This window comes from Methylocystis rosea (genome assembly GCF_003855495.1).
GTDB classification, from domain to species: Bacteria; Pseudomonadota; Alphaproteobacteria; order Rhizobiales; family Beijerinckiaceae; genus Methylocystis; species Methylocystis rosea_A.
The window spans coordinates 1,117,423-1,144,374 of record NZ_CP034086.1; the positions used below are offsets into that span (position 1 = coordinate 1,117,423).

The 26,952-nt window shown below is 63.9% G+C and carries 31 protein-coding genes and 2 pseudogenes; 12 read left to right on the top strand and 21 right to left on the bottom strand.

Annotation, left to right across the window (positions count from 1 at the left end; all coding sequences use genetic code 11):
* Positions 1 to 186: 186 nt before the first annotated feature.
* A complete protein-coding gene (locus EHO51_RS05300) occupies positions 187 to 2,136 on the top strand; it encodes an OprO/OprP family phosphate-selective porin (protein ID WP_245434754.1) in 1,950 nt (649 codons plus the stop codon).
* Positions 2,137 to 2,461: 325 nt separating this feature from the next.
* Entirely contained in the window at positions 2,462 to 2,683 is a 222-nt protein-coding gene (locus EHO51_RS05305) for a DUF2093 domain-containing protein (protein ID WP_124740053.1), read from the top strand.
* Here the strand turns inward: EHO51_RS05305 and lpxK are convergent.
* From lpxK to EHO51_RS05325, 4 genes are all read right to left on the bottom strand, one after another.
* Positions 2,680 to 3,684, bottom strand: a complete 1,005-nt coding sequence (gene lpxK, locus EHO51_RS05310; RefSeq protein WP_124738018.1) for a tetraacyldisaccharide 4'-kinase — start codon at positions 3,682 to 3,684, stop codon at positions 2,680 to 2,682. The two genes, EHO51_RS05305 and lpxK, sit on opposite strands and share 4 nt — an antisense overlap.
* Before the next feature lie 27 nt (positions 3,685 to 3,711).
* A complete protein-coding gene (locus EHO51_RS05315) occupies positions 3,712 to 4,989 on the bottom strand; it encodes a 3-deoxy-D-manno-octulosonic acid transferase (protein ID WP_124738019.1) in 1,278 nt (425 codons plus the stop codon).
* A 119-nt stretch (positions 4,990 to 5,108) separates the two neighbouring features.
* Positions 5,109 to 5,369 carry a DUF4170 domain-containing protein gene (locus EHO51_RS05320; RefSeq protein ID WP_124738020.1) on the bottom strand — a complete coding sequence of 87 codons (261 nt, stop codon included), beginning with the start codon at positions 5,367 to 5,369 and terminating at the stop codon, positions 5,109 to 5,111.
* Positions 5,366 to 6,187 (bottom strand): 3'(2'),5'-bisphosphate nucleotidase CysQ, encoded by an 822-nt coding sequence (locus EHO51_RS05325; protein ID WP_245434755.1) that lies wholly within the window; start codon positions 6,185 to 6,187, stop codon positions 5,366 to 5,368. The genes EHO51_RS05320 and EHO51_RS05325 overlap by 4 nt, the downstream gene beginning before the upstream one ends.
* Positions 6,188 to 6,406: 219 nt before the next feature.
* On the opposite strand from EHO51_RS05325, the gene EHO51_RS05330 reads away from it, so the two are divergent.
* The gene (locus EHO51_RS05330; protein WP_124738021.1) at positions 6,407 to 6,937 is read left to right on the top strand and encodes a DUF6101 family protein; all 531 of its coding nucleotides are present in this window, start codon (positions 6,407 to 6,409) and stop codon (positions 6,935 to 6,937) included.
* On the opposite strand, the gene EHO51_RS05335 is transcribed toward EHO51_RS05330, so the two are convergent.
* The 5 genes and pseudogenes from EHO51_RS05335 to EHO51_RS20475 all read right to left on the bottom strand — a co-directional run bounded on the left by EHO51_RS05335 (position 6,928) and on the right by EHO51_RS20475 (position 10,913).
* Positions 6,928 to 8,076 carry a CobW family GTP-binding protein gene (locus EHO51_RS05335; RefSeq protein ID WP_124738022.1) on the bottom strand — a complete coding sequence of 383 codons (1,149 nt, stop codon included), beginning with the start codon at positions 8,074 to 8,076 and terminating at the stop codon, positions 6,928 to 6,930. The two genes, EHO51_RS05330 and EHO51_RS05335, sit on opposite strands and share 10 nt — an antisense overlap.
* 148 nt (positions 8,077 to 8,224) lie before the next feature.
* Positions 8,225 to 9,100 (bottom strand): metal ABC transporter substrate-binding protein, encoded by an 876-nt coding sequence (locus EHO51_RS05340; RefSeq protein ID WP_124738023.1) that lies wholly within the window; start codon positions 9,098 to 9,100, stop codon positions 8,225 to 8,227.
* 4 nt (positions 9,101 to 9,104) lie between these two features.
* Positions 9,105 to 9,974 (bottom strand): metal ABC transporter permease, encoded by an 870-nt coding sequence (locus tag EHO51_RS05345; RefSeq protein WP_124740055.1) that lies wholly within the window; start codon positions 9,972 to 9,974, stop codon positions 9,105 to 9,107.
* Positions 9,964 to 10,656 (bottom strand): annotated as a pseudogene (locus tag EHO51_RS05350) (metal ABC transporter ATP-binding protein); the annotation flags it as partial. The pseudogene EHO51_RS05350 and the gene EHO51_RS05345, both read right to left, overlap by 11 nt.
* 89 nt (positions 10,657 to 10,745) lie before the next feature.
* Positions 10,746 to 10,913, bottom strand: coding sequence for a hypothetical protein (locus EHO51_RS20475; protein ID WP_164479350.1), 168 nt, complete (start codon positions 10,911 to 10,913; stop codon positions 10,746 to 10,748).
* A gap of 257 nt (positions 10,914 to 11,170) precedes the next feature.
* On the opposite strand from EHO51_RS20475, the pseudogene rpsU reads away from it, so the two are divergent.
* Both rpsU and EHO51_RS05360 read left to right on the top strand, forming a co-directional pair.
* A pseudogene (gene rpsU / locus EHO51_RS05355) lies at positions 11,171 to 11,395 on the top strand (30S ribosomal protein S21); the annotation flags it as partial.
* Between the two features lie 119 nt (positions 11,396 to 11,514).
* Positions 11,515 to 12,390, top strand: a complete 876-nt coding sequence (locus EHO51_RS05360; RefSeq protein WP_124738025.1) for a tetratricopeptide repeat protein — start codon at positions 11,515 to 11,517, stop codon at positions 12,388 to 12,390.
* 67 nt (positions 12,391 to 12,457) lie between these two features.
* Here EHO51_RS05360 and EHO51_RS05365 read toward each other — a convergent pair whose 3' ends face one another.
* The gene (locus EHO51_RS05365) at positions 12,458 to 13,156 is read right to left on the bottom strand and encodes a TerC family protein (protein ID WP_124738026.1); all 699 of its coding nucleotides are present in this window, start codon (positions 13,154 to 13,156) and stop codon (positions 12,458 to 12,460) included.
* 325 nt (positions 13,157 to 13,481) lie between these two features.
* Here EHO51_RS05365 and EHO51_RS05370 point away from each other — a divergent pair, with 325 nt between their 5' ends.
* Both EHO51_RS05370 and EHO51_RS05375 read left to right on the top strand, forming a co-directional pair.
* Positions 13,482 to 13,874, top strand: coding sequence for a PRC-barrel domain-containing protein (locus EHO51_RS05370; RefSeq protein ID WP_124738027.1), 393 nt, complete (start codon positions 13,482 to 13,484; stop codon positions 13,872 to 13,874).
* A 112-nt stretch (positions 13,875 to 13,986) separates the two neighbouring features.
* Positions 13,987 to 15,156: a PQQ-dependent sugar dehydrogenase gene (locus EHO51_RS05375; protein ID WP_124738028.1), complete on the top strand. Its 1,170-nt coding sequence runs from the start codon at positions 13,987 to 13,989 to the stop codon at positions 15,154 to 15,156.
* Here the strand turns inward: EHO51_RS05375 and EHO51_RS05380 are convergent.
* Both EHO51_RS05380 and dapF read right to left on the bottom strand, forming a co-directional pair.
* Positions 15,137 to 16,315 (bottom strand): MiaB/RimO family radical SAM methylthiotransferase, encoded by a 1,179-nt coding sequence (locus EHO51_RS05380; RefSeq protein WP_124738029.1) that lies wholly within the window; start codon positions 16,313 to 16,315, stop codon positions 15,137 to 15,139. The genes EHO51_RS05375 and EHO51_RS05380 overlap by 20 nt on opposite strands.
* Positions 16,312 to 17,175 (bottom strand): diaminopimelate epimerase, encoded by an 864-nt coding sequence (dapF, locus tag EHO51_RS05385; protein ID WP_124738030.1) that lies wholly within the window; start codon positions 17,173 to 17,175, stop codon positions 16,312 to 16,314. The genes EHO51_RS05380 and dapF overlap by 4 nt, the downstream gene beginning before the upstream one ends.
* 139 nt (positions 17,176 to 17,314) lie before the next feature.
* On the opposite strand from dapF, the gene EHO51_RS05390 reads away from it, so the two are divergent.
* From EHO51_RS05390 to EHO51_RS05400, 3 genes are all read left to right on the top strand, one after another.
* Complete coding sequence (locus EHO51_RS05390) at positions 17,315 to 18,103, top strand: GyrI-like domain-containing protein (RefSeq protein WP_124738031.1); 789 nt, start codon at positions 17,315 to 17,317, stop codon at positions 18,101 to 18,103.
* Positions 18,104 to 18,183: 80 nt separating this feature from the next.
* On the top strand, positions 18,184 to 18,417 hold the full coding sequence (locus EHO51_RS05395; protein WP_051381652.1) for an AbrB/MazE/SpoVT family DNA-binding domain-containing protein: 234 nt from the start codon (positions 18,184 to 18,186) through the stop codon (positions 18,415 to 18,417).
* On the top strand, positions 18,411 to 18,731 hold the full coding sequence (locus tag EHO51_RS05400; RefSeq protein WP_124738032.1) for a type II toxin-antitoxin system PemK/MazF family toxin: 321 nt from the start codon (positions 18,411 to 18,413) through the stop codon (positions 18,729 to 18,731). Before EHO51_RS05395 ends, EHO51_RS05400 begins: the two co-directional genes overlap by 7 nt.
* Here EHO51_RS05400 and EHO51_RS05405 read toward each other — a convergent pair.
* From EHO51_RS05405 to EHO51_RS05415, 3 genes are read right to left on the bottom strand one after another with little or no spacing between them, the layout of a single operon-like run.
* Positions 18,728 to 19,600, bottom strand: coding sequence for a hypothetical protein (locus EHO51_RS05405; protein ID WP_124738033.1), 873 nt, complete (start codon positions 19,598 to 19,600; stop codon positions 18,728 to 18,730). The two genes, EHO51_RS05400 and EHO51_RS05405, sit on opposite strands and share 4 nt — an antisense overlap.
* A gap of 24 nt (positions 19,601 to 19,624) precedes the next feature.
* Positions 19,625 to 19,846 (bottom strand): helix-turn-helix domain-containing protein, encoded by a 222-nt coding sequence (locus tag EHO51_RS05410; RefSeq protein ID WP_018408025.1) that lies wholly within the window; start codon positions 19,844 to 19,846, stop codon positions 19,625 to 19,627.
* Complete coding sequence (locus tag EHO51_RS05415) at positions 19,846 to 20,418, bottom strand: DUF2975 domain-containing protein (RefSeq protein WP_124738034.1); 573 nt, start codon at positions 20,416 to 20,418, stop codon at positions 19,846 to 19,848. Before EHO51_RS05415 ends, EHO51_RS05410 begins: the two co-directional genes overlap by 1 nt.
* 85 nt (positions 20,419 to 20,503) lie before the next feature.
* On the opposite strand from EHO51_RS05415, the gene EHO51_RS05420 reads away from it, so the two are divergent.
* Positions 20,504 to 21,145 (top strand): hypothetical protein, encoded by a 642-nt coding sequence (locus EHO51_RS05420; protein ID WP_245434757.1) that lies wholly within the window; start codon positions 20,504 to 20,506, stop codon positions 21,143 to 21,145.
* Here EHO51_RS05420 and carA read toward each other — a convergent pair.
* Positions 21,142 to 22,332 carry a glutamine-hydrolyzing carbamoyl-phosphate synthase small subunit gene (gene carA, locus EHO51_RS05425; protein ID WP_124738035.1) on the bottom strand — a complete coding sequence of 397 codons (1,191 nt, stop codon included), beginning with the start codon at positions 22,330 to 22,332 and terminating at the stop codon, positions 21,142 to 21,144. The genes EHO51_RS05420 and carA overlap by 4 nt on opposite strands.
* Positions 22,333 to 22,516: 184 nt before the next feature.
* Here carA and EHO51_RS05430 point away from each other — a divergent pair, with 184 nt between their 5' ends.
* Positions 22,517 to 22,966: a GatB/YqeY domain-containing protein gene (locus EHO51_RS05430; RefSeq protein ID WP_124738036.1), complete on the top strand. Its 450-nt coding sequence runs from the start codon at positions 22,517 to 22,519 to the stop codon at positions 22,964 to 22,966.
* 166 nt (positions 22,967 to 23,132) lie between these two features.
* On the opposite strand, the gene thiD is transcribed toward EHO51_RS05430, so the two are convergent.
* The 5 genes from thiD to EHO51_RS05455 form a co-directional block, all read right to left on the bottom strand.
* Entirely contained in the window at positions 23,133 to 23,936 is an 804-nt protein-coding gene (gene thiD / locus EHO51_RS05435; protein WP_124738037.1) for a bifunctional hydroxymethylpyrimidine kinase/phosphomethylpyrimidine kinase, read from the bottom strand.
* Between the two features lie 3 nt (positions 23,937 to 23,939).
* A complete protein-coding gene (locus tag EHO51_RS05440) occupies positions 23,940 to 24,293 on the bottom strand; it encodes a HepT-like ribonuclease domain-containing protein (protein WP_124738038.1) in 354 nt (117 codons plus the stop codon).
* Positions 24,283 to 24,579, bottom strand: a complete 297-nt coding sequence (locus EHO51_RS05445; protein WP_124738039.1) for a nucleotidyltransferase family protein — start codon at positions 24,577 to 24,579, stop codon at positions 24,283 to 24,285. Before EHO51_RS05445 ends, EHO51_RS05440 begins: the two co-directional genes overlap by 11 nt.
* Positions 24,580 to 24,641: 62 nt before the next feature.
* The gene (locus EHO51_RS05450; protein WP_124738040.1) at positions 24,642 to 25,646 is read right to left on the bottom strand and encodes a WD40 repeat domain-containing protein; all 1,005 of its coding nucleotides are present in this window, start codon (positions 25,644 to 25,646) and stop codon (positions 24,642 to 24,644) included.
* A 2-nt stretch (positions 25,647 to 25,648) separates the two neighbouring features.
* A complete protein-coding gene (locus EHO51_RS05455) occupies positions 25,649 to 26,878 on the bottom strand; it encodes a hypothetical protein (protein WP_124738041.1) in 1,230 nt (409 codons plus the stop codon).
* Between the last annotated feature and the right edge of the window lie 74 nt (positions 26,879 to 26,952).

Below are 26,952 nucleotides of genomic sequence, written 5' to 3' on the forward strand. Positions count from 1 at the left end.
ACTAGTACCTAGGTCAATAACGTACTGTATCTAAGGCGATTAAATGTGTGGTACTGCAGCAACACGTTGAATTATAGCGATTAGATGCTGCGACAATACATGTTAAGTCATGGATTTGTCATCCGACGTGGGCCATAAGTCGCGCGCTGTTTTTTTTAAACGCTCATGAAAGCGCGAGGCTGGGACATGGCAATTACACGGTTCAATCAATCACTCGCTCTAGCGACGGTGGGAGCATTGCTCTCGACGACGGGGCAGGCGGCCGACAGCGCCACTGAGGCGCGACTGCGCATGCTGGAAGCGGAGATCGCGAGGCTTCGTCCGCTGGAAGCGGAGGTCGCCAAGCTTCGTCATGAGACGCGCGGAGCCAAAGCGCAGGCGAATATCGCGACCAACGTCGCCAACGCCGCAGTCGTGGCGAAGGGCCCGCCGGGTCCGCCCCCGCCGCCGCCGGTCTTCGTCAGCTTTAGGAACGGCCTTTTCGTGGAAACGGCGGATAAGCAATTTAGCTTCAAGATTGGCGGTCGCCTCTTTGTAGATGGAGGCGGGACCGTCGGCTCCCCGGGCAACGGCTGGCAGGGAAATGTTGGCTTTGGCCAGGCGCGACTCGAAGTCGAGGGTACCTTCAGGCCCTGGTTTTATAAGATCCAGTACGACTTCGCGAATTCTACAACGCAGCTTTGGAATACAAATCTGCCGAATGCGAACGGGGGCACGGGTCTCCAGTTCTGGTCAAGAAACTACGTAACCGACCGCAATTTCCTTTGGGGCGGATTCCGCGACGCATACCTCGGTCTGCAAGATCCGCGCTTGTCGCATCCGTTGCTCGCTGAGCCGGTCTATTTCAAGATCGGCAGCCAGTACGAGTCTTTCAGCTTAGAGGCGTTGGCTTCTTCGAAATATCGCGACACGATCGAACGGCCGCTTGCGGTCGATGCGATCGCGCCCTTCCGCCATATCGGCGTGGCGGCTGGCATGATCGGCAAAGACAATTGGACGGCTCACTTCGGTCTTTACTCGCTGAGCTTCCAGGATCTCAACGCTCGTCCGGTTAACACCTCGTCAGGAAATGCGGGCGTTTTAGCGCCGGCCTATAGCGGCTACGGCGTGAAAAACGCTAATTGGTACCAACCCTGGGGAGGCGGCGCCTACTGGGAAACCACCGGCCGCGTAACCTGGGCGCCCATCTTGGATGAGCATCGACTTGTGCATTTAGGCGTCGCAGGAAGCTACCATCAGCCAAATAATGCGACAGCCTACAGCGACGACCGTAACTCGGCGCCAGGCAATCGCCTCGGGTCGGAAGCCAATGTCCTGGGCACGAACTTCCTCGGAACGACGGATCTTTCGTGTGGCCGTTTCGCTCAGTCTGCCCCCTTGGTGGCGGGCGCGGTGAACTTTAACCAGTATAGCGCCGCAGGCAACTGTATAAAGGATATCGAAAAAGTCGACCTTGAGGCGGCATTTTCATACGAAAACTTCTTCGTCCAGGGCGAGTGGCTCATGGCGAACTATAACCGTAACACGTCCGCAGCTCAGCAGTTTGCGTTGACCCAACTGGCTCAGTTGGGCGCCGCTTCGCCCGCTCAGGGACTGTTTATCTCCCCCGGTAATTCCAATTACGTGACCACCGGAGGATATGTGCAGGGCGAGTGGTGGATTACAGGAGAAGAGAAAGCTCAGTCCTACGACATGAAAGACAAGAACGGCGTCACGTTTGGTCAGCTGAAGATCAAGGATCCGTTCATGAGGGGCGGATGGGGCGCATGGGGTCTGGTCGGCCGCTGGAGCGTTCTCAACCTGAACAATGGGCCATACCAGGGCGCGTCTCTCTATAACAACCTGGCGGTCGCCAATAACGCGTTCGGATTATTCGGGGGCCTCCCGGGAACTCCTGCACAGATCGCCAATGCAACTCTCTTGCAGAACGTTATCGCAAACTCCGGCGTCTATGGCGGCTATCAACAAAACGTGACGGCAGGCGTCAACTGGTATCCGGATAACGGCATCGCCTTCCAGTTCAACGCGACCCATGTGATGTCTCTGAAATCGCCGTTGAACTGGAACAATCAGTCTTCCTACGAGAGTGGCTCGCACCCGACGTTCCTCGAAATGCGGGCGAAGGTCTACTTCTAGCTCTTGCAACTCGAAAATTCCGCGCCCCTTCTCGGGGCGCGGAAGCGACAGGGCCCCCTTCATCATGGCAGGCGGAGGTTCGCGGCAAGGTCCATTAAGGTCTAATGGCAAGGTCTATTGGTAAGCATAGACGGTCAGACCGCACGAAACCCGCCGAGCCCAAGGTCCGGCGGGCTTTTCTTTGCGTCTATGCGGATGATATGGTTTTTGACGATTGAAATTCGCCCAAAGGGAGCGCTCGAGTTCGCCGATGAGGTCGCTCGTGACGACGCTGAGGCGCCTGGTCGGGCGTCCGTTCCCCCGGCGCTACGGGTTGAGAACGCGCATGAACCGCTATGACCGCCAGCCTCAGCCTGCTGACGAGGCCGTCGTCGAATATCTCGACGGCGAATATCGCGTGCGCAAGCCCGGCGCCTATGTGCGCTGCGCGGTGACGGGCGAGCCGATCCCGCTCGAGGATCTGCGCTATTGGAATGTCGATCTGCAGGAGCCTTACAGCGGGCCACACGCCAAGCTGATGCGTCTTGGCGTCAAGAAGCCCGACTAAGGATCGGAAAGACGCGCTTCGTCCGCCTTGCACAGCCCGCGAAGCGCTTCGTCCAGAATGACCGCGTCATCGAAAACCAAGGCGACGGGTAGCGTATCGACGCCCAGCGTCGCAAGCTGGCCGCCCATTCGCGCCGCATCCTTTTCCGTCGTGACGAGCCGCGCGCCCTGTTCCTGTCGTAACTTCGATAGCGTCGCGCAATCTCTTTGCGTGAAGCGGCGATGATCGCCGAAGGAGACCCGCGCCGCGACATCGGCGCCGCATCCTTCCAACAAGCGGAAGAATTTCTCCGGCCTTGCGATGCCGGCGAAGGCGACGAGGCGCGCGCCGTTCATCGCCTCCGCGGCTCCGCTGTCGGGCGCCAAATGGGCGGCGATGACGGGTTTATTCGCGCGCGCGGCGATGTCGCGCCCGCGTTCGCCGTCGCCGATGACGACGAGCATATCCGCCGCCGCGAGCTGCGCGTCGAGCGGCGCGCGCAAAGGACCGGCCGGCATGCAGCGACCATTGCCCGCGCCATAGTCCGAGTCGACGACGATGAGCGTCAGGTCGGGCGTCATGCGGCGACTGTGGAATCCGTCGTCGAGAATGACGACGGTGGCGCCTTGGCGCTGCGCCAGGTCTGCGCTCGCAATTCGGTCCGAGCCGACGATCGTCGGCGCGACGCGCGCAAGCAGCAGCGCTTCATCGCCAATCTCGTCCGCGCCGTGACGCGTCAAGTCCACGACGAAGGAGGACGTTCCGCCGCGTCTGCGGCGATAACCCCGCGTGAGAAGGGCAGGACGCTCTCCCGCCGCCTTGAGACGCTGCGCGATGGCGATGGCGAGCGGCGTCTTGCCGTCGCCGCCCGCAGTCAGTCCCCCGACGACGATGGTCGGCAAATTGGCGCGCGGCGCGTCGCACGCCAATCGCTTGCGCGCGATGGCGCCGTAGAGCGCGCCGAGCGGAGACAGGAGCCGCGCCGTCGCGCCGTCTTCACGCCAGAAGGCGGGCGCGCGCATCTCAAACAGCGGCGCCGCGCGCGCCGCTCATTGCTGGGCCACCGCCATCTGCGCGAGATAGGGTTCGACGGCGGTCATGATGCCGCGCGAAGCGCCGCCCAATCTCTCGACAGTTTCGCCGGCGGCGCGCCCCATTTTGCGCATGCGCGATGGTTCGGAGAGGAGATAATGCGCGGCCCGCGCCAGCGATGCGGCGTCTGTAACGCGCGCGGCGGCTTTTGCGGCTGCGAGTTCGCCGTAAACTTCCGTGAAGTTTTCGACATAGGGGCCATGCAGGATGGCGCAGCCGAGCTTCGCCGGCTCGATTGGATTTTGTCCGCCGCCGGGCAGCAGCGACTTGCCCATCAGGACGACCCCGACGCTTCGGAAAACGAGGCCAAGCTCGCCGACGCTGTCGACGACGTAGACGTCGACGTCGCGCCGCGGCTCGCCTTCCTGCGAACGTAAGGCCGCAGTCAATCCTCTGGCGCGCGCGGCTTCAACGATCTCGGCGCCCCGCTCCCGATGACGCGGCGCGATGATCGTCAGCAGCGACGGGGTTTGCGCGGCCATGTCGACATGCGCGTCGAGCACGAGGTCCTCTTCGCCGGGATGGGTGGAGACCGCCGCCCAAGCTGGTCGCGCGCCGATCGCGCCATTGAACTCGGCAAGCTTTGAAGAGTCGGCCGGCGGCGGCGGCACGTCGAATTTGAGATTGCCGGCGATGCGCACGCAGCGCGCGCCGAGCGCCAGAAAGCGGGCCGCATTATCCGAATCCTGCGCGAGGCAAAGATCGACGGCGCCGAAGACGGATTTCGCCGCGCCGGGAACGGCGCGCCAGCGCTCGGCCGATTTGCGGGAGATGCGGGCGTTGGCGAGTACCAGCGGCGCGCCGCGCGCGCGCACGGCCGCGACGATATTGGGCCAAAGCTCCGACTCGGCGAAGACCGCGATGTCGGGACGCCAATGATCAAGGAAGCGTTCGACGAATTTCGGGGCGTCGATGGGCGCATATTGATGAAAGGCGCCCGCCGGCAAGCGCGCGCTGAGAACGCGCGCAGACGAGACGGTGCCGCTTGTCACGAGCACGTCGAGTCCGCGCTGAATGAATCGGTCGATGAGCGGCAGCAGCGACAGGCTTTCGCCCACGCTCGCACCGTGCAGCCAGACGAGTCGTCCGCGCGGCCGGGGGCGGTTCGACTCGCCCATGCGTTCGGCCAATCGCGCGGGATCTTCCTTGCCGTGATTCGCACGCCAATTGAGCGCGGCGCTGGCGAAGGGCGTCGCCGCGATCGTCGCCAGCCGGTACACTGTCAGAAGCGACATGTTTCCAATCTATTAAGAATCCGGTCCACATTCCCATCTGACGGCGTCTTCTCCGCGCGTCGGGCCAACCGGGATGGCGCCTTTATGCCTGGCAATACCGGCGAATTTTGGAAGGCCGCCTATAGCTCCTCCACATCGGGATCGAGCAGCCGATAAAGATGCACCACGAAATAGCGCATATGCGCATTGTCCACCGTGGATTGCGCTTTGGCTTTCCATGCGGCGAGCGCGCTATCGTTGTCCGGATAGATGCCGACGATGTCGAGCTTGCCCGGATCGCGGAACGCGACGCCGTCGAGCGTCTCCAGCTCGCCGCCAAATACAAGATGCAGCAGCTGTTTTTCTTTCTTCGCCGAGATTGCTTGCGTCGTCTTGTTCATAATTTTCCTTCCAAGACCTCCCGCGCCAGCGCGAGGCTATCGTCGAACAGCGATTTCGGAGCCGCGATCAGCATGTCGCGGGCGAGCGACGCGCGATTATAGGTGAGCGCCACGCCCTCCGGCTCGCTCAACATGGCGCCCGCTTCTGCGAGGAGAATATCCGCGGCGGCGATGTCCCAGTCGCGCGCATTGGGCGCGGCGACGACGATATCATGCCGGCCGGAGGCGATATCGGCAAGCCGCAGCGCGAGCGAGGGCGTTCGCGGCGCCATCACGAATCCCCGTGGCGACGCGGCCAGCCGATCCTGCATCGTACGAGGCGCGACGAGCGCCGCGCCGGCGATTTCGGCGCGCTGCGGCGCGATGAGGGGGGAGCCGTTGAGGAAGGCGCCGAGTCCGAGCGCGCCAACATAAGTCTCGCCGAGCGCCGGCGCGTGGATGATCCCGGCGACCGGCCGGCCGCCAACCACCAGAGCGATGGAAACCGACCAGCGCGCGTCGCCGCGCGAGAACGCCAGCGTTCCATCGATCGGATCGACCACCATCAAGACGTCCCGCGTCAGCCGCTCGGCCGTGTCGACGCTCTCTTCAGAAAGCCATGCCGCGTCGGGAGCGATCCGCGCCATCTCATGGAACAGGAACCGATCGACGGCGAAATCGGCCTCCGTGACCGGCGAGCCGCCGCCCTTGTAGGACACCGCGGCGGTCGTGGTTTCGCCCAGGCGGAAATAAGCCATGGCGATGTCGCCGGCCCTGCGCGTGACGCTCTCGAGTTCTGGAAGAAAAGCGGCGAGTTCTGCTTGGCTGGAGCCCATCATGAGGAGGAGTAGGTGAGGCGCCGGCGGGCCGCAAGCGGGCGCGTTGCGCAGAATAGGAGCAATTTGAACGAATTCGTTTTCATGGACTTCACTCTCATCGCCTAAACCATGCGTATAACCAATGATTTACGTGCTGTTCACCAGGCTTTTTAGGGCCTTCGCCGGCAGGCTGCGGCAATATCAGCGCCGAGACGGAATTCAAGCCGCAAGGAGCGATCGATGGTTGAGGCCAATACTGCGCGCAGGATCGACGAAAGAGTCTTCGTTCAGCGTGATCGCCGCGCCGACGGCGGGGCGCGACGCATCCGCGTGACCCGGGACGACGTCTTGATCTCCCGCCGATTCAGCGGCGTCTCCATGGTCATCTCGGTGCCCGTCACCGCCTATTGCGGCGTCGCCCTCGAGGTGCAGCCCGCGGACGACGGATCGCCGCGCTACGTTCTTTCGCTGGCGCACCGCGACCCGGATCTCGACATTCTCCTCGGCGATACTCAAGACTGCGGCGCCGCTGCGTCCGACTGGCGTCACTGGGCGGCCTGGCTTGGGCTGCCGCGCGTCACCGAGGAGGATGGCGCATTGCGTTCGCTCGAGGCTGTCGCCGAAGAGAGCGCCGCCGCCTCCGCGCGCCGGCGCTGCGAGACCAGTCTGGGCAAGCGTCGTCCGCGATTTCTCATTCGCCGCAAGGCCGGCGACTCGCGTCGCGCCAAGGTCGTGTATGGCGACGAGCGCGAGATCATTTCTTATGAATGAAGCGTTTCCTGCGCGGCCGACGCGCCAAGGACGATCTGCTCGAAGCCTTCGCGGATTTCCTGCTCCTTCAGCTTCCTGCCGATGAAGACGAGGCGCGATTCGCGCTTCTCGCCTTCTTTCCATTCTCGCTGCAAATCGCCATCGAGGATCTGATGGACGCCTTGGAACACGAACCGCCGCGGCTCGTCCTTGAAGGCGATGATTCCCTTGCTGCGCAGGATGTCCGGTCCGTCGCGCTGAATGAGGTCGTTCAGCCAGGGAACGAATCGTTCAGGATCGACCGGGCCGTCGTGGCGGATCGAGACGGAATGCATCTCGTCGTCATGGAAATGCTTCAACCCGGCGTGAGGCGCGTGATGATTTTCATGCGCGTGTTCATGCTCATGGCCATGGCCGTGCTGATGCTCATGGTCGTGATGATCATGGCCGCAATCTGGACTGCACTCATGATCATGGTCGTGATGCGCATCGTCATGATCGTGGCTCGACTCCTCGGCTTCGAGGAACGCCGGCTCGATCTCCAGAATCCGGTCGAGGTCAAAGGCGTTGCGCTCCAAAACCGCCTGCAAGGGAACGTCCGACCGCACCGCTCGATGCAAAGCGGCGTAGGGATTGATCGCACGGATGCGGCCTTCGACTTCCGCGAGCTCATCGGCTGAAACGAGATCGGTTTTGTTCAGGACGATCACATCAGCGAAGGCGATCTGACTCTTCGCTTCCGGCGCGTCCTTCAGCCGCTCGCCAAGCCATTTGGCGTCGGCGACCGTCACCACGGCGTCGAGCCGCGCCGACTCCTTGACGTCAGCGTCCATGAAGAAAGTCTGCGCGACGGGCGCCGGATTGGCGAGCCCCGTCGTCTCGACGATGATCGCGTCGAACTTGCCGCGTCGGCGCATCAGGCCCTCGATGATGCGAATGAGATCGCCGCGCACGGTGCAGCAGATGCAGCCGTTGTTCATCTCGAAGACTTCTTCGTCGGCGCCGACGACAAGGTCATTGTCGATGCCGATCTCGCCGAATTCATTGACGATGACGGCGTAGCGCCGGCCATGCTGCTCGGTGAGAATGCGGTTGAGAAGCGTCGTCTTGCCGGCGCCGAGATAGCCGGTGATGACGGTAACGGGGATTTTCTCGCTCAATGCCGCTTACTCCAGTTTCGTTCGCCCCCACCCTGTCCCTCCCCCGCAAGCGGGAGAGGGGACCCTAATGATCGGCCTTGCGCGAAACTCTCTAAGAGGGCCGGGCCTGCTCCCTCTCCCACGAAGTGGGGGAGGGGTGGGGAGGGGGCTAGGGCGCTAGGGCTTTGGCCAGTTCTTTCACATTGTGGCGCATCATGTCGATATAGGTTGCGCCATCGCCTTTGGCGTCCGACAGCGCATCGGAATAAAGGACCCCGCCGACTTGGGCGCCGGTCTCGCTGGCGATGCGCTTGGCGAGGCGCGGGTCGGCGACGTTCTCGACAAAGACCGCCCGAACCTTATGCGCCCTGACCGCGTCGATGATCTTCGCTACGTCGCGGGCGCTGACGTCAGCCTCTGTCGACACGCCCTGCGGGGCGATGAATTCGACGCCGTAGCGCGCGGCGAAATAGCCGAAGGCGTCATGGGTCGAAACGACCCGGCGCCGTTCCTGGGGAATGGCGGCGATCGCCTGTAGGATTTCCGCGTCGAGCGCGTCGAGCTTGGCGAGATAGGCGTTGGCGTTGGCCTTATAGGTTTTTGCGCCCTCAGGATCCACGGCCGTCAGCGCTTCCCGGATCGCCTCGACATAAACTTTGGCGTTGGCGACGTCCTGCCAGGCGTGCGGATCTTGCCCCTCTTCGTCCTTTCGCGCAGTGACGCCTTTGCCTAAGGTGAACACCTCGCCCTTGCTTTTGGCGGCAGTGACGAGACGGTCGAGCCAGCCTTCAAATCCGAGTCCGTTGACGAAAATCAGCCGGGCTTGCGCAATGCTGCGGCCATCGGCCGGACTAGGCTGGTAGACATGGGCGTCGCCGTCAGGCCCGACGATAGTGGTGACAGAGACCCGGTCGCCGCCGACCTGCCGGACAAGATCGCCAATAATCGAAAAGCTGGCGACGACGGGTATTTTCTGCGCCTCCGCCATCGCTGGCGCGGCCAATGCGGCGAATGAAAGCGCTAGCGCGCTACGGCGTGTAAGCATCGCTCTATCCTTCAAGATGCCGGCGCGGCCGTTTCAACCTCAGCACGCCGCCGGCGCGGCCAAAAATCATCGAGAAAAAATAGACGACGCCCGCGGCGAGAATTATGGCGGGTCCTGTCGGCGCGCTGGTCTCGTTGGAGAAGACGAGACCGCCGTAACAGCAGAGGGCGCCGATCGCCGCGGCGAGCGGCAGCGCGATGGCGAGATCGCGCGTCCACAACCGCGCGGCGGCGGCGGGAAGCATCATCACGCCGACGGCCATCAGCGTGCCGAGCGCATGAAAGCCCGCGACGAGATTGAGCACCACCAGGGCGAGGAAGAGGAAGGGCGTGAATTCGCCGAATGCGCTCGTCTGCCGCAAGAACAGAGGATCGAGCGTATCCAGCACCAGCGCTCGGTAGAAAACCGCCAGCAGAATGAGCGTGAGGGTCGAGACGCCGACAAGCAGCAGGAGCGCCGCGTCATCAAGTCCGACGACCGAGCCGAAGAGCACGTGGAGCAGATCGACGTTTGAGCCGCGCAGCGATACAAGCGTCACGCCCAGCGCCAGCGAGACGAGATAAAAGGCCGCGAGCGACGCATCTTCGCGCAGCGTCGTAAATCGCGAGGCTGCGCCGGCGGCGAGCGCGACGACGAGTCCGGCGAAGAGGCCGCCGAAGGTCATCGCCGGCAAAGAAAGGCCGGCGACGAGATAGCCGACGGCGGCCCCAGGCAGGATCGCATGTGACAACGCGTCGCCGGCAAGCGACATGCGCCGAAGGATCAAAAAGACGCCGAGCGGCGCGCCTGAAAGCGCGAGCGCCAGGGAGCCGACAAGCGCCCGTCGCATGAATTCATAATCGGCGAATGGCGTGACGAAGACGTCAGTGAACATGCAGGCGATCTTCGGCGTCAAACTCATCGCGAAGACATTCGCGCGCGCGCTCATCGAAGGCTTCCGACATGGCGCGCGCGCGGACGAGATTCTTTTCGCAAAGGGCGTCGCGCGTGTCGCCCCAGAATATGCACTCGCGGGCAAGCAGCAGCGTGCGCGGGAAGGCGCGGCGGACAATGTCCAATTCGTGCAGAACGGCGACGACGGTGCGCCCTTCGGCGCGCCATCGCGCGATCAAGGCCAAAAGATCGTCGATCGTCGCTGCGTCGATCGCGCCGAAAGGCTCGTCGAGAAGAATGACCGGCTGATCCTGGACGATCAGACGCGCGAACAGCGCCCGTTGCATCTGTCCGCCGGACAGGGTTTCGAGCGTCCGCGATTCGAAGCCGACGAGTCCGACCGTTTCGATCGCCGCGCCCACCCGAACCTGCTCGCCCGCGTTCAGCGCCCGGAAAAGACCGACGCGCGCCAGAGCGCCCATGGCCACGAAATCGCGCACATTGATCGGGAAAGCGCGGTCAATGTCGACGACCTGCGGCAGATAGGCGACGGCGCGCGGCGACAGACCGCCGAAATTGATATCGCCGCCGAGCGGCGCCAGCAGCCCGGCGAGCGCCTTGAGCAGCGTCGACTTGCCCGCGCCGTTCGGGCCGCAGACGGCGAGTCCTTCTCCAGGGGCGATTGCGCCTTCAAGGTGATGAACCGCAGGGCGACGATCATAACCGAGGGTGAGATTGACGAGCCGGATCGCCGGCGCATTGGCCGCCGCGCTCAATGCAGCGCCCAGTAGGCGCCGGCCCACAAGGCCGCAAGAAGCAGCGCGGCGACGATGACGCGGGCGCCGGCGGAGGCTCCGAGAGCTGAGAGCCGCGCCTCTCGAACGCCAGTGGCTGCGCTGGCGGGCAACGGCTGGGCCAGGGCGCGATGTTGGGTCGTCATGTCGAACATAGCCAATGTTATATTATAACGCCGAGATCGAACAAGCAGTCATCGGCCGCGCGGATAGACGCCGTGGAGCGCCGCATTAAGTATAGGTTGAGGCGCGTTCACGCCAATCGGCCGTGGACAGGGGAGGGCGATTCTGTTATCCCGTGCCGCACGGGTCAGGCGCTCCGTCAGCGCCCGGATACCTATTCCCTATTATGGCCGCTCAACGACGGAGCCGTCGCGGCGGGTCCCAAACACAGGATGGATACGTGCAAGTTCTCGTTCGCGACAACAATGTCGATCAGGCGCTCAAGGCTCTGAAAAAGAAGATGCAACGTGAGGGCATCTTCCGCGAAATGAAACTGCGCGGTCACTATGAAAAGCCTTCCGAGAAGCGCGCGCGCGAGAAGGCCGAAGCGGTCCGTCGCGCCCGCAAGCTGGCCCGCAAGAAGCTCCAGCGCGAAGGCCTGCTGCCGGTCAAGGCGAAGCCGGTCGGCGCACGCTGATCCGGCTGGAGCCGTCGAATTCTCGCCCGATTGCAAGCGCTTTTTAAAAAAATCGCGCATAGAAGATAGACGGGGAAGTCGTATTGCGGCTGGGAGAATCTGAAGGCGTGGGCTTTTGCCGTGCGGCGACGTCGCGTCGCCAAGCTTCGCTCCTCTCTGGTCAGGCCCTAACGCGCGGCGCGGCGGCGCTCGCCATCATCGCTCTGGCGGGCTGCGAAACCGCGAGCGGCATCCGTCCGCCGGGACGCGGCATCGCCGAGATCGCCGACACCGACGCCAACTCCGCCTCCGTCAATATTGATTCGCTCAGCGAAGTGATTCGGCGCAATCCGTCGAGCGCCGAGGCTTACAACACCCGCGGCGTCGCTTACGCTCGGGTCGGGCGGTTCCAGGAGGCGGTCGCCGACTTCACGCAGGCCATCAAGCTCGAGCCGAATAATTCGGCGGCCTACACCAATCGCGCGCTCGCGCTCCGCCAGATGGGCCAGAGCGACGCCGCCCGCGCCGACTTCGACAGAGCGATCGAAGTCAATCCCAAACATGCGCCGGCTTATGTCGGTCGCGCCAACCTGCTGCGCACCCAGGGCAATCTTGATCAGGCGCTTGCCGATCTCGACCAGGCCATCCGGCTCAATCCCGAAAGCGCGCAGGCGTTTCATGCGCGCGGGCTGATCCATCAGAAGCGCGGCGATGATGCGCGCGCCGTGACGGATTTCGACAACGCGATCGACCGCGATCCCTTTGCGGCGGCGCCCTATCTGGCGCGCGGCGAAAGCCTGGTTAAACTCGGCAAATTCGACAAGGCGGTCGAAGACTTCAACGCCGCGCTCAACGTCGACAGCAAGAGCGCGCTGGCGTGGGCCTGGCTCGGCGTCGCTTACGACAAGAGCGGCAACCGCTCCAAGGCGCAGGAATCCTATCAGCGCGCGCTCACGCTCGATCCGCAGCAGCCTCTCGCCAAACAGGGCATGGGGCGCGGTTAGCGCAGGTTCCGAAGAAGTTGACAGACTTTTTCGCTGAGAACCTGCTCCACCATTTCGATTAAGCGCTCTAGTCTCGCGAGACGCGCTGGTCCTCGCGCCACTGCCGGTAAATCGCAATCGCGAAGGCGACGGCCAGCACCAGGACGCAGCCGGCAATCGAAAGCCCAAGTTCGAGCGCTTTGTGGTTCGCGACATGCACGAATGCGGGCAGGGCCGGATCAGCGGCCGCCATGTCGCCCGCGACCCAGCCGAGAAGGCCGGCGCCCGCCCAGACCAGCGCCGGAAACCTCTCCAGCACTTTCAGCAGCGCGCCCGCGCCGAACATCACGATCGGCACCGAAACGAGAAGCCCGAAGACGATGAGATTGGTCGAGCCATGCGCCGCCGCCGCGATGGCGATCACATTGTCGAGCGACATCACCGCGTCCGCCATGATGATGGCCCCGACCGCGCTCCAGAGGTTCGGTTTGGCCTTGACGTCCGAGTGCTCGGCTTCGTCGATCAGCAGTTTCACCGCGACGATGAGCAGCAGAATCGCGCCGACAATTTTCAGATAGGGAACCGCCATAAGCTCGACGACGACGAGCGTGAAAGCGATGCGCAGAATGACGCCGCCTAGGGCGCCCAGAAATACGCCCCAGCGTCGCTGACGCACGGGCAGTTGCCGACACGCAAGCGCAATCAAAATTGCGTTGTCGCCCGAGAGCAGCAGGTTGATCCAGATGATCTCGAAGACTTCCCAGCCAAGGCTGAATTCCGGAGACATGCGCGCTTCTTACCTGCCGGGCGAAGCCCATTGCTGCGGTTGCCGACGAACGGAGTCGCTACGTTCCGCCTCGCCGCAATCCGCCTGATGCATTGGCGATGGGCGACCGTGCATCTGACCGCTGAAGCTTTTCATCTGCAGGCGCCGCGCATCACGCACTTGCAATAGCGACATTTTACCGAAGAAGAAAGGCGTCGCTAAGCTTATGTAACCGCCGTTTTTTCGTTTTCGCGAGGAACAAGGGGGCTTCACCCTGTGTTCTTTTGGGAAAGGCGCGGCCAGTCCGACAATGGCGTCGGCTAAGTGCGCGCTGCAGGAGGTCACTATGGGCATGGCACAGCCAAACGCCAACCTCATTTCCAGCGATAAGGTCGAAGGCACCGACGTGTACGACGCGGCCGGCAACAAGATTGGCGAGATCGATCACCTGATGATCGATCGCGTCTCTGGTTCGGTTCGATACGCGATTATGACCTTCGGCGGCTTTCTCGGCATCGGCGAAGGCGAGCACCCCTTGCCCTGGAAGGCGTTCCGTTACGACACCAATCTCGGCGGATACATCGCGGATGTGACGGAAGAGCAGCTGCAGAACGCTCCTGAATTCACAGGCGACGAAAGCTGGAGCGATCGCGACTGGGAAAGCCGGCTGCACAGGAACTACGGGTCTTCCCCCTATTGGGAAGACACGACGACGTCAACGATGTCGAGAGACCGGTGACGTCTGAGCGTCTTTGACCGAAGTGGGAACCCGCGGTAGGGCGGAGCCGTAACTGGCTCCGCCCTTTTCGCGCCTATATGGCGTCGAAAGGATTATCCGAAAGGCCGTTGAAATGCGCGTGGGAGCCGCCGCACTTTTGGTTTTCTGGACTCTGGGCGTTGGCGTCGCCGCGCCTCAGTCGATTGCTCAAGACCGTCGCGGGGCGGAGATCGAATCCACTCTCAAGCGCATCAAGCTTCCTCCGGGCTTTTCGATTGCGCTTTATGCCATGGTCCCCGATGCGCGCACGCTCGCCGTCGGGAGAGAAGGACGCGCAATCTTTGTCGGCACGGCGGAGAAGCGCGCTTCTGTGATCACGCCCGGCGAGACCAAGGCTGGCTCCGTCGAGCCATTTGCGCCATCGATGAAATTCACGATGCCTCACGGCCTGTGTTTTTCAAAGGACGGCGCGCTCTTTCTCGTCGAGCGCAATCGGGTTACCCGCTTCGACGACGCTGAGAAAACATGGCGCGACGCGGCCGCGAACGCCACGGTCGTGGTAAAGGCCGGCGATCTCATTCCGCGCAGCGAGGAGAGTCGCGGCCACTCATCGCGCGTGTGCCGCATCGGGCCTGACGACAAGCTCTACATCTCGCTCGGCCAACCGAATAATGTCGCGCCGCGAGACAAGCTTGCGCTTTACGAGAAGACGGGAATCGGCGGCGTCATTCGGATGAATCTCGACGGATCGCAGCGCGAAGTCTTCGCGACCGGCATTCGCAATTCCGTCGGCATGGCGTTCGACACGGACGGGTCGCTCTGGTTCACCGACAATCAGGTCGACTCGATGGGCGACGATCGGCCGCCTGGCGAAATCAATCGCGCCGACAGGGCGGGATTGAATTTCGGCTTCCCTTGGTATGGCGGCGGCCATGTGCGCACCAACGAATATGCGCGGGCTGAGCCGCCGAAAGACGTCGTCTTTCCTGTCGTCGAGACCGCGCCGCACGCGGCCGATCTTGGCGTCATGTTTTACCGCGGCGACATGTTTCCGAAGGAATATAAAGGCGCGCTGTTCTACGCGCAGCATGGTTCCTGGGACCGCAGCGTCCCGATCGGCGCGCGGGTGATGGTGACTCTCGCTGGAACAACCGCGAGCACGCCATTTGCAGAGGGCTGGAACGACGGTTCCGGATCCTATCTTGGCCGCCCCGTCGACGTCGCAGAGCTTGCGGATGGCTCGCTTCTCGTCACCGACGATCAGAATGGCGCGATCTACCGGATCACCTATCAAGCGCCGTAAGCTGCGTCGTCAGCGCGCGCCCGTCGTGGCCGGTGCAGAGCGCCTCGATCATCAGACCCGCTTCGACGCCCGGCGTGTGCGCGAGGGTAAAATCGGCGGCGCGCGCCGTGCCGCCGCGCTCGGTCAGTAGCCGCAAGGTTCTGCCGCTTTGCGCGTCGAAATGTCGGCGTAGCGCGGCGTCGCCCTTTTGTCGCAATAGCGCCGCGCGCTCTTTGGCGATCTGCGGCGCGAGTTGCGGCATGCGCGCGGCCGGCGTTCCCGGCCGTGGCGAGAAGGGAAAGACATGGAGATGCGTGAGACCGCAGGCGTCGACAATGTCGAGCGTGGCGTCGAACATTGCTTTCGTCTCGGTCGGAAAGCCGACGATGAAGTCGGCACCAAAGATGATGTCGGGCCGCGCCTCGCGCAGCGTGTGGCAGAGGCTGATCGCGTCCTGGCGCGAATGGCGGCGCTTCATGCGCTTCAAGATCAGATCGTCGCCGGACTGCAGCGACAGATGAAGATGCGGGCAAAGCCGCGGATCTTCCGCAAAAGCCTCGACGAGATCTTCGTCGACCTCAATGCAATCGACGGAAGACAGCCGCAGGCGTTGAAGCTGAGGTAGTTCGGTCAGCATTAGACGCACGAGGCGTCCGAGCGTCCAATCTTCGCCAAGGTCGACGCCGTAGCTCGTGAGATCGACCCCCGTCAGCACGATCTCCTTTTTGCCGCTCGCCACAAGCGCGCCGGCCTGCGCGACGACCTCACTGGGCGGCGCCGAGCGCGCCGCGCCGCGGCCGAACGGAATGATGCAGAAGGTGCAGCGATGATCGCAGCCGTTCTGCACGGCAAGCAGCCCGCGCGTGCCCTCATTGCCCGCAAGCGCGCGATTTGGCGCATGTTCGGCGAGAACCCGCGTCACCCCTTCAATCTTGGCGAAGCCTGGAGGGTCGAGCCGCGCCGCGCATCCGGCGACGACGATCTCGGCCTCGGGCCGTTCGCGATGCAGGCGGCGGATCGCCTGACGCGCTTGCCGCGTGGCCTCGCCCGTGACGGCGCAGGTGTTGACGATCACCGTCTCGCGCGCGCTGGCGTGCGCTTTGGCGAGCTCCTGCGACTCGACGGCGTTAAGCCGGCAGCCGAAGGTCACGACCTCGGCGTTGCGCAGCGGCGCGTTCACGCGGCTACGCCTTCAAAAATCTGGGGATCGAGCCTGGTTTCGAATTCGAACTCGACCGCCCCCGTCATCAGCACATGATCGTCGGCGCGCCATTCGATTTGGAGATCGCCGCCGGGCAGGCGCAGACGCGCCGCGCGTTCGCTGAGCCCCACGCGCGCGGCGGCGACGAGCGTCGCGCAGGCGGCGGAGCCGCACGCCTTGGTCGCGCCGGTTCCACGCTCCCAGACGCGCAGCAGAATATCGTCGCGCGAAAGCATCTGTGCGAAGGAGACATTGACGCGTTCGGGAAAGAGCGGATGGCGTTCGATGCGCGGGCCAAGCGTCTCGAGATCAAGCTGCGTCGCGTCGTCGACAAAGAACACCGCATGAGGATTGCCCATGCTGACCGCGGAGAAACGCGACGGCGCCCCGGCGACGGGCGGATCGAGCGCGACCTCGCGGGTATCTTCGACGGCGCGGGCGAGCGGAATCTCCTGCCAGCCCAACCGCGGGCGACCCATGTCGACGGTGAAGACCGCATCGGCCTGCTGCCGCGTCTCGATGAGGCCGGCGTCCGTCTCCAGACGCAACGCGTCCTTGCCTTCGCGCGCCAGCGCATAGGCGACGCAGCGCGTGCCGTTGCCGCAGGCGGCGGAGAGAGAACCGTCGATATTGTAGATGCGCATATACGCGTCGTCGCCAGGCTTGCGCGGCGTATGGAGCGCCATCAGCTGATCGAAGCGCAGGCCGGGCGCCTTGGCGATGGCGCGCGCTTCCTGCGGCGCGAGCTCATGCTCGCTCCCGCGCAAATCGAGAATGAGAATCTCGTTTCCGGCGCCGTTCATGCGCAGAATCGGAAGATGGTCGAGTGGATGCGCCATGGGGCAGCTTTTCGCCTATTCTCCTGGAGACGCGCTCGTATATAGAGAAGGCTGCGCCGAAGCGCCACTGCGGCTCCGCCGAACGCGCGTCGCATGCGCGCGCGAAAAGGCCATGATGGCCGTTTAGGAAAGCTCGAAGATGGAAGAAGAACCGGGCTTGCTGGACAGCCTGCGACGCCATTGGCGTGCGCTGGCGATCTTCATCGTTCTGGTCGCGGGCGCCGCGATCTATTCCGAACGCGCGCTGGTTCCCGTCGGCGGCGTTCAGGAGGCGGACAAATCCGCCACGCCGCAAAAGCCTACACCGCCAAACGCGGCGCCAGATACGACATCCGGCGGGACGAGCGACGCCAAGCCGAGCGAGTCGAAGCCGAGCGAGGCCCGTCCTCCCGAGTCCGGTCCGACTGACGTCAAGCCAGGCGACGCCAGCCCGCCTCCGGGCGTCGCTGACGATGCGGCGCAGGCCGTGATGAGTCAGACCGTGACCGTCGACGCGCGCCCTGCCGCTGTGACTAAGGGGCAGGGCAAGTGGGAGGATGCCGGCAAGACCGTCGGCGAGGCTCTCGCCAGGCTCAGCGAGGCGGTCGGAAAGGCGGGGCTTGCGGTCAACGGTCGGCCTTTCGCCGTCTTTACCAAAACCGACGACACGGGCTTCGCTTTCGAGGCGATGGTTCCGCTTGCGGCGGCGCCGGAAGGCAAGCCCAAGCTGCCTGAGGGCGTCAGCATCGGCGCGTCGCCCGCCGGAAAGGCGCTTAAATTCCAGCATCGCGGCGCCTATGACGAGATCGAGGCCACCTATGAGGCCATCGCCGCCTATCTCGACGAGAAGGGGCTCGATACGAAGGATCTCATTCTCGAGGAATATCTCACCGACTTTAAGGGCGACGACGCGAGCGTCGACGTCGATATTTATGTGTTTTTGAAGTGAGCGGTTTGCGAATCCAAACATCAGTGTTATAACTAAGTTATAACATTGATGGGTCTGTCATGCGCAGCGCGCTCCGAAAAATGGGAAACTCTTCCGGCTTGATCATCCCCAAGCCGTTCCTTGCCGAAATTGGGGCGGATGTCGGGGACGACGTCGAATTGACCGTCGAGAAAGGCCGCCTTGTGGTCACGCCAGTCAAAAAGCGCGTGCGCGAGGGTTGGGGCGATGACGCCCGCCGCATCGCCGAGCATGGCGATGACGCGCTTCTATGGCCGGAGTTTGGCAATGAAGGCGACGAAAAACTGACGTGGTGAAGCGCGGCGAAATCTGGCTCGCAGCGCTCGATCCGACGGTCGGGAGCGAAATTCAGAAGACGCGGCCATGCCTGATCGTTTCGCCGCCGGAAATGCATGACCACTTGCGCACTGCGATCGTCGCGCCACTGACGACGGGAAGCCGCCCCGCCGGCTTTCGCGTCGCGCTGACTTTCAAGGGCAAGCGCGGGCTCGTGCTGCTTGATCAAATTCGCGCAATCGACAAGCAGCGGCTCGTCAAGCGCTTGGGCAAAGCCTCCGAATCTACGCTCGCGTCAATTCTCGCTGGCCTTCGTGAGGTCTTTGAAGATTAGCCGGCGCTAGACTGTTGAGAGAGATCCGAAACGAAGCGGCGCCAGAGCTGCTGCGCATCGTCGCCAAAGGCGGCCGCAAATGACGGCCCGAAGGCTTCGCCCGCTTCGAGCGCGCGAAGGAGTTGCAGGAACGCCGTCTCGTCGCGCATGCGCAGCCAGCCGACGAACATGCCGGCCTGCCGATAGGCGAGCCGCTGGCGATGGGTGAGCGCGTCCTTCGTTGGGTCGCGCGGCGGTTCGCGCTCAAAACCGAGCGCCGCGAAGTCGATCCATCGACGCTCGTCGAGCACGACGCGATAGCCGTCGCGGATCGCCTGCGCCGCGTCTTCAATGCTGACGCCCTCGGCGCCGCCGCCGTTTGAGGCCATCACCGCGAGCCCTTCCGTGAACCATTGCGGCGGGCGCGGCGCACCGAGCGGCCGCCAGCCCGAAAGATGCACATGCGACAGCTCATGCGTGAGAACGCCTTCGAGGCGATCGCGCTCGTTGCCGCAGAGCGTCGGCGACAAAAGCGCCACGCCGGCCCGCGTCACGGCGGCGATGCCGGGATCGCCCATGCCGTTGGCGCTTCCGTAATTCTCATAGGACGCGTAGACGCCGACCGTCGGCGGCTGCGCGAAGGGACGCCCGTGTGCGGCCTCGATCTGCGCAATGGCGGCGGGAAGTAGCGCGGCCGTCTCGGCGGCGCAAGCGCGCGCCTCTGGTTCGTAGCGAATGCGCGCATCGTCGGCGAAGGCGGCGAGCAATCGCGGATCATTCCACGCGGCGCGTGCGGCGAGGCGAAGCTCTGGCCGCAGCATCATCGCGATAGCGAGCGCAGCGGCGCAGGCGAGCCCGAACCCAAGTGCACGGGTGACCGTGCGCGGCATGTCCGCGCGCTCCTTGCGCAAAAGTTACGGCGTCGTCGTGTCGTCCGGCCGATATTCGAGAATGTCGCCCGGCTGACATTGCAGAATTTCGCAGATTTTTTCGAGCGTGTCGAAGCGCACGCCCTTCACCTTGCCCGACTTCAACAGGCTCACATTCTGTTCGGCGATGCCGATTTGCGCGGCGAGATCGCGCGAGCGCATCTTGCGCTTCGCCAGCATCACGTCGAGATTGACGATGATCGGCATCAGACGATCTGCGCGTTTTCATCGGCGATGTCGGCCGCGGTCTTCTGGATATGGGCGAGCGCGAGGAGCGTCGCGAGCAGCATGATTGTCGAAAGATCCTCAGGTCGCAGATAGATCGACACCATATGCGCGCCCGCCGGCTTGTGCGCCGTGAGGATGAGCGACGTTAGCGGTCGCGCGGCGATATCGACGAGCGCCGCGATGAGGCCTGCGAGTGCAAGGCAGCGCAGCCATCCGGCCGCATCGGGCGTGAAGATGCGCCCTTCAAGATAGCCCGAGAACAGTCTCCAGCCGGCGTAGCAGGCGACGACGAGTAGCGCCCAGATCACGAAGCTGACGCCGAAGGCCGCAAGCCGCTGATCGGCGGACAGGCCTTCGACATCGACCTTCAGCGACGCAAATCGCGAAACGACCAGCGACTCGTCGCTCCAGAACATCACGATCGTGACGAGAATCCAGAGGCAATAGCCGACGAGCGCAAAGCGCAGCGTTTGGCAGAGCCAGCCGATGCGGCGGCGCAGCGAGTCGAGGCGACGGTCATCGAAGGAAGAAAGGGCAGCGAAGTCGGTCATGGCGGTCTCCTTATGTCGCTTACGTTGACACGAGAAAAAATTAATGTCAAACATTAAAAATTAATCCAAAAACATGAGGCACTCTATGTCGTGCATTATTCGTCGCCTGTCTAGCCTGGCGCTCGCCGCCGCCATGCTTGCCGCCTGCAGCCATGTGCCGGTCTCAACCATGTGGGCGCTGCGCAATTTCGACGCCGCTTCCGTCGATCCAGCCGTGCTGCGCGCGGCGGTGCGCCTGCCCGAAACTTTCGAGCCGCAGAAGGGCGGCGTGACTCTGAAAATTGGCTGGTGGCGCGACGGCCAAGAAAACGCGAAGCATGAGATGGTTTTCGCGCTTAGGGAAACGACCGCGCCGGAAGACGTCGCGCCGCTCGCCGGCGAGCGGAAGGCCGGAACGCGCATTTACGCCTATCGCGTCGACCCGGCCGATTATGCGGCGATCCGCGCCCGGCAGAAGGAATTTCTGGAAGAGAAGGCGCGCGATCCCGGCAAGACGCATGGTTCCTTCGGCGTCGGCGCAGACGCCTGCCGGCGCGGCGACTTCCCGGAAGGTCCGCTGCTAACGACGACTTATTTGCGCACGCAGCTCTCTAGCCCATATCTCACGGTGCTCAAGAATCTCGACATGCGCGAAGCGGCGACGAAGGAAAAGCCGCTCGATCAGCTCGTGCCGCCTTGCGAGAAATTCGCGAACAAAGCGGAGACGCCGATGGCCGTTAACCGTTAGGTCGCCTTCGCCTTTTCCATCATCTCGACGAAGCGGCGGAAAAGATAATGGCTGTCCTGCGGCCCGGGCGACGCCTCGGGATGATGCTGTACCGAGAACGCCGGACGATCCGTCAGCGCGATGCCGCAGTTCGAGCCATCAAACAGCGAGCGATGCGTCTCGACGGCGTTTGCCGGCAGGCTGTCGCGATCGACCGCGAAGCCGTGATTCATCGAGACGATCTCGACCTTGCCGGTGGTGAAATCCTTGACCGGATGATTGGCGCCGTGATGGCCCTGCGGCATTTTCTTCGTCTTCGCGCCGACGGCGAGCGCCATCATCTGATGGCCAAGACAAATGCCGAAGGTCGGAATTTTTGCTTCGAGCAGGTCGCGGATCACCGGCGCGGCGTATTTGCCGGTTTCAGCCGGATCGCCGGGGCCGTTCGAGAGAAAGACGCCGTCAGGGTTGAGCGCCAAGATCTCCTGGCACGTCGCGCTGGCGGGCGCGACCACCACTTCGCAATCCTGTTCGGCGAGAAGCCGCAGGATGTTGCGCTTCACGCCATAGTCGATCGCGACCACGCGATATTTGGGCGCCCCGCTGCGCGCGCCATAGCCGCCGCCAAGTCGCCAAATCGTCTCGCGCCAGTCGTAACGCTCCTTTGAACCGACGCTCGGCACCAGGTCCATGCCGTCGATGCCCGGCCAGGCGGCGGCCCTCGCTTTCAGCGCCGCAATGTCGAAGCAGCCATCCGGCGCATAGGCGATGACGGCGTTCTGCATGCCGCGCTCGCGAATGAGCGTCGTCAGCGCGCGCGTGTCGATGCCGCTCATGCCGACAACGCCGCGCGAGGCGAGCCAGTCGGCGAGCGGCTTCTGGGCGCGGAAATTCGAGGGGTCGGTGCAGGGCGCGCCGAAGATGGCGCCGACCGCGCCGGCGCTCTTGTCGAGATCGACGGTTTCGACGTCTTCGTCGTTGGTCCCGACATTGCCGATGTGGGGAAAAGTGAAGGTGACGATCTGCGCGGCGTAGGACGGGTCCGTGAGGATTTCCTGATAACCGGTCATGGCGGTGTTGAAGCAGACTTCGCCGACCGCTTCGCCAACGGCGCCGAGCCCATAGCCCTCGATCACTTCGCCGCCGGCGAGAACCAGCATGCCGGTGTGGAGGGGTTTCTTCCAGCCGTTATCTTGATCGAAGGTCATATAGGTCTCAACTCTCCGGCGCGTCGCTGGCTTGACAGCGCTCTCGCCGCGCGTCATGGCCGGACTTGATCCGGCCATCCACGGCTGCGGTGCCACGTGGACGCCCGCGACAAGCGCGGGCATGACGCAATTGGCTGTGGATGTAATGCATCCGCCCCGGAATTGGAAACCCCAAGGACATAACATGCGCGAGAAGATTGCGGCGGACCTCAAGACGGCGATGAAGGCGGGCGAGCGCGCCAAGGTCGACGCGCTGCGGCTCATCAACGCGGCGCTGAAGGACAAGGACATCGAAGCGCGCGGCGCAGGCAAGACGCTCAGCGGGGACGACGAGCTCGCGCTGCTCCAGAAAATGATCAAGAGCCGGCAGGAGTCGCTGGAAATCTATGAAAAAGCCGGGCGCGAGGATCTCGCTGGCAAGGAGCGCGGCGAAATCGCGGTGATTTCCCACTATTTGCCGCAGCAGCTCTCCGAGGCGGAAGCGGCGCAGGCCGTGAAGGCGGCAATCGCCGAGACCGGCGCGGCCTCGATCAAGGACATGGGCAAGGTCGTCGCCGCGCTCAAGGCGAAATATACGGGGCGGATGGATTTCGGCAAAGCCAGCGCCGCGGTGAAGGCGGCGCTGTCGGGGTAGGGGCCAACGGCTCGAATCGGCCCTTCCGGCGCTTCGCGCTGCCTTCCCCCGCTAAAGCGGGAGAAGGGAGCGAACCCGCTGCGCTTTCGTCAAATCTCGCGAATGGTCATGTGAAGTGCGCAACCGGCCCCCTCTCCCGCGAAGCGGGGGAGGGTCGGGGAGGGGCTCAGCGCCACAGCGCATAGAAATGGTGCGGCGGACCGCGGCCTTCGCTCAATCGCAGCTGGTCCGCGGCCTCCAGCGCGCCTTCGAGCCAAGCTTTGGCGGCGGCGATGGCGTCGATCAGCGGCGCGCCTTTGGCGAGTTCGCAAGCGATGGCCGAGGACAGGGCGCAACCGGTCCCATGCGTGTTGCGCGTCGGAATGCGCCGCCCGCGAAAAATCCTTCTCTCTCCGGCCTCGAAAAGAACGTCGACAGGTTCGCCCTCGAGATCGCCGCCCTTGACCAGCACGGCGTGGGCGCCGGCGTCGCAGAGGAGCCGTCCCTGCGCCGCCATCTCATCAGCGTTACTGGCGAGGGGCGTTTGCGTGAGCGCGCTCGCCTCATAGAGGTTGGGCGTTGCGAGACGCGCGAGGGGAAGGAGGGCCGCAACCAGCGCAGCCTCCAGCCCGGCCGAGGCGAGGCTGACGCCTTGCGTCGGCACCAGCACCGGATCGAGCACGATGTTACGCGCCTTGTAGCGCGCCAGCGTATCGGCGACCGCCCGGGCGATGTCCGGCGTGGCCAGCATGCCGATCTTGATCGCGTCGGGGCGGATGTCCGATAGCACCGCCTCGATTTGCGCCGCGACAATCTCTGGCGCGACGGGATAGCAAGCGGTCACGCCCTGCGTGTTCTGCGCGGTGAGCGCCGTGATCGCCGCCATGCCGTAGCAGCCGAAGGCCGAGAAGGTTTTCAGATCAGCCTGAACGCCGGCGCCGCCCGACGGGTCGGAGCCGGCGATGGAGAGGACGCGGTATATTTGAGGCATGTCCTATTCGCTTGAACCCGCGAGTTCCTGCTCAACGACTGCAAGCAATTCCGGAAGGCGTTCGTGAATGGTTCCCCAGATGAGCCGTCGCTCAACCGCCTCATAGTCATGACGATAAACATTGCCCGCGCCTGCGATGGCGGACCACTGAATGTGGGAATGTCGTTCTTTCAGTTCCGCAGGCAAGCCTCTCGAAGCTTCCGAAATAATTTCGAGGCGCCGCGTCACCCCATAAAACACCAGCAGATTACCAGAAAAGGCTTCATAGGTAAGGCCTTCAACGAAACTGTGAGCGAAGCGAATGTTGTCGCGAATGTCGATAAGCCGCCGATAGGGGTCAGAGGCCTTAGAAGGCATGAATGGCGTCTGTCTCCGCCGCCGGGCGGACATATGGCTTCAAGAACTCGCGATTAACGACATCGACAGGACCGCTGAAGAGCTCCGCGATAAAATCTTTCAGCCCGACGTACGAATAAATGTCTCGCACGGCTCCTGGGGCAATCTCGATCATAATGTCGATGTCGCTATCGGGCCGCGCATCGCCGCGCGCGTAGGAGCCAAACAGCGCCGCATGTTGGACGCCACGCGCGCGAAGAACGGCTTCGTTCTTGCGGAGGATGGCGATAATCTCTTGGCCGGTCATGCTACGCAATATACCACGGTCGCGTGCGGCAAGGGCGGCCCTCGCAAAAGTATGGAGTTCGTTTACCCCTTCGGCAGGCTCAGCACGCCGGCGTCGCCGTTCTCAGCGCCGAACGCGAGACGCGCCCCCTTCTCGTCCCAGGCGAGCGCGCTGATCCGCGGGCGATCGTCCTCCTGCGCCGGACGGCGCACCAGAATCTCGGATCCATCGGTAAGGCGCGCCAGCATGACAAGGCCGTCTTCATAGCCCATCGCTATGACCAGAGCGGCGGGATGGAAGGCGACGCGCGTCACGATCGCCGAACGCACGCCGCATTCGCGCGGCGCCTGGCCCATCGGTCCATCCTTGCCCGAAAACGGCCAGACGATGCAGGCGTCGGCGCCGGAGGTGGCCAGCCATTTCCCGTCATGCGACCAGGAGAAGCTGCGGGTTTTTCCCGGATATCCGGCCATCCGCATGTGCTTGCCGTCGGCGAGGCGCCAGCCGTGCAGCATATTCTCCTGCATCGAGGTGACGAGAAAGCGCCCGTCGGGAGAGATCGTCGCGTCAAGATGCGAGCCGGCCCAGTCGAGCGCTTCCGGCTTGCCGGCGTTCGGAAACCAGAGGGTCGCGCCGCCGTAATGCGCGATCGCCAGCCGGTAGCCTTTGGGAAAGAAGGCGAGCCCGCGCGAGGTTGACGGCAGATCCAGCGTCTTCGCGTCGCCCTTGGCCGAGCGGGCGCGCGCCACCTTTCCCGCTGTCCACGCCACCGCGCCGCCACGCGCGGCGACGGCGTCGATCCATTTGCCCTTTTCGTCGCCGATGACTTCGACGCCGCCTTTCGCGTCGGTCGCCACAACGCGCCCGTCGTCGCCGCCGGTGACGAGCCGGTCGCCGTCCTGCGCGACGACGAGGATGGCCGCGTCTTGATGGGCCGGAATGCGGCGTCCCTCCGCGCCGTCGCCGAAATGCAGCGTCCCGTCGGCGAGCGCGAAGACCGGCGCGCCGCCGAGGAACGCCGCGGCTGCGACAGGCTCACGAAGCCCAAGGGTTTCGACTTTGTCGGCGAGCGTGGAAGACAGCGTCACGACTATGCTTGTTCCTCGGCAGGCGCGCTCCAGCCGATCGGCAGGCGCGGGCGACGTTTCCGGAATTGGCCGCGCATCACGAGCGCGAAAGCGATGGCGTCGAGTCCCGCGAGGGTCAGCCACCACAGCTGCTCGGCCGCGGGACCGAACAGGCAAATGGCGAATCCCGCGCCAAGACCGCCCAGAAGGAAGGGCGCGAGCGCCGGACGCGATTGGCCGACGAACAGGCTGGTGCGGGCGGCGACGAGCGCCGCCGCGGCCGCGCCGAGCAGGCCGAGATCGAACCAGATCTTGAAGATCAGGCTGCGCGGCGTCGCCGGCGTCAGATAGCCGCCGAGCACGCCCCAGGTGGCGGCGCCAAAGCCGTGTCCGATCAATGTCCGCCAGCCGTCCGCCTCGATCATCTGACCCCAGAAGGCGAGATGTCTGAAGAAGCCGGGCGGATGTTCGGGCCAGATCAGATGCGCCGCATAGGCGGTCAGCGGCGCGAGCAGCACGATCGCCGTCATGAGCGCCGCAAGGAAAATGGACATGAGCCGGGCGCGGCCGAAGGCGGCGGCGAAAACAGCCGCTCCGACGGCCAGCGCCGGGACGCCGTTCGGGGCGCCGGAAAGATAGCAAGCGATCACCGTCGCGACAGCGAGGGCGGCCGCCGAATACCAGCGGCCGCGGACGGCGAGGGCGCCCATCGCCGGCCAGACGAGCAGGGTCAATCCGAGTCCGGCGCGGCCGAGCGGTCCGACATCGAGAATGTCGTCGAGCGTATATTGCGGCTTCAACAGCAAAGTGACGGCGGCAAGCGCAATCGTCGCCGCGGCGACGCCGATCGGCAACAGGTTGAGATTAGAGGTTTTGGTGCGCAGCGGCAGAAATCCGGTGGCGAGCGCCACCAGGGCGAGCGTCGCCGTGATTTTCGCGAAGCGTTCCGCCGGTCCCTCGAACGGGGTCCAGAGCAGCGAGAGCGCAGTCCAGGCGGCGAGCAAAAGAGCGGCGAGAAAGGGCGGCGAGAGCAAGATCGAGCGCATAGAGCGCCCCGACCCTTCCTCCGGCGTCAGTGTCGCGGCGGCGAGCAGCAGCGCCGCGCCGATCGGCAGCAGCACATAAACCGTCTGACGCGCCAGGATGGGCGCGATGAGCGAGATCACGAACAGCAAAAACACGCCAATCCGCAGCAGAAGGCGGGAAGCCTCCTCTGCGGGTTCGTCGGCATTGCGGCGCGAAAGGACAGACATGGCGAAGGTGCGGTTGAGTAGGGGATCTTCGATAGAGATTAGAACGAAATCGCCGGCGAGTAGCCTGCCGCAAC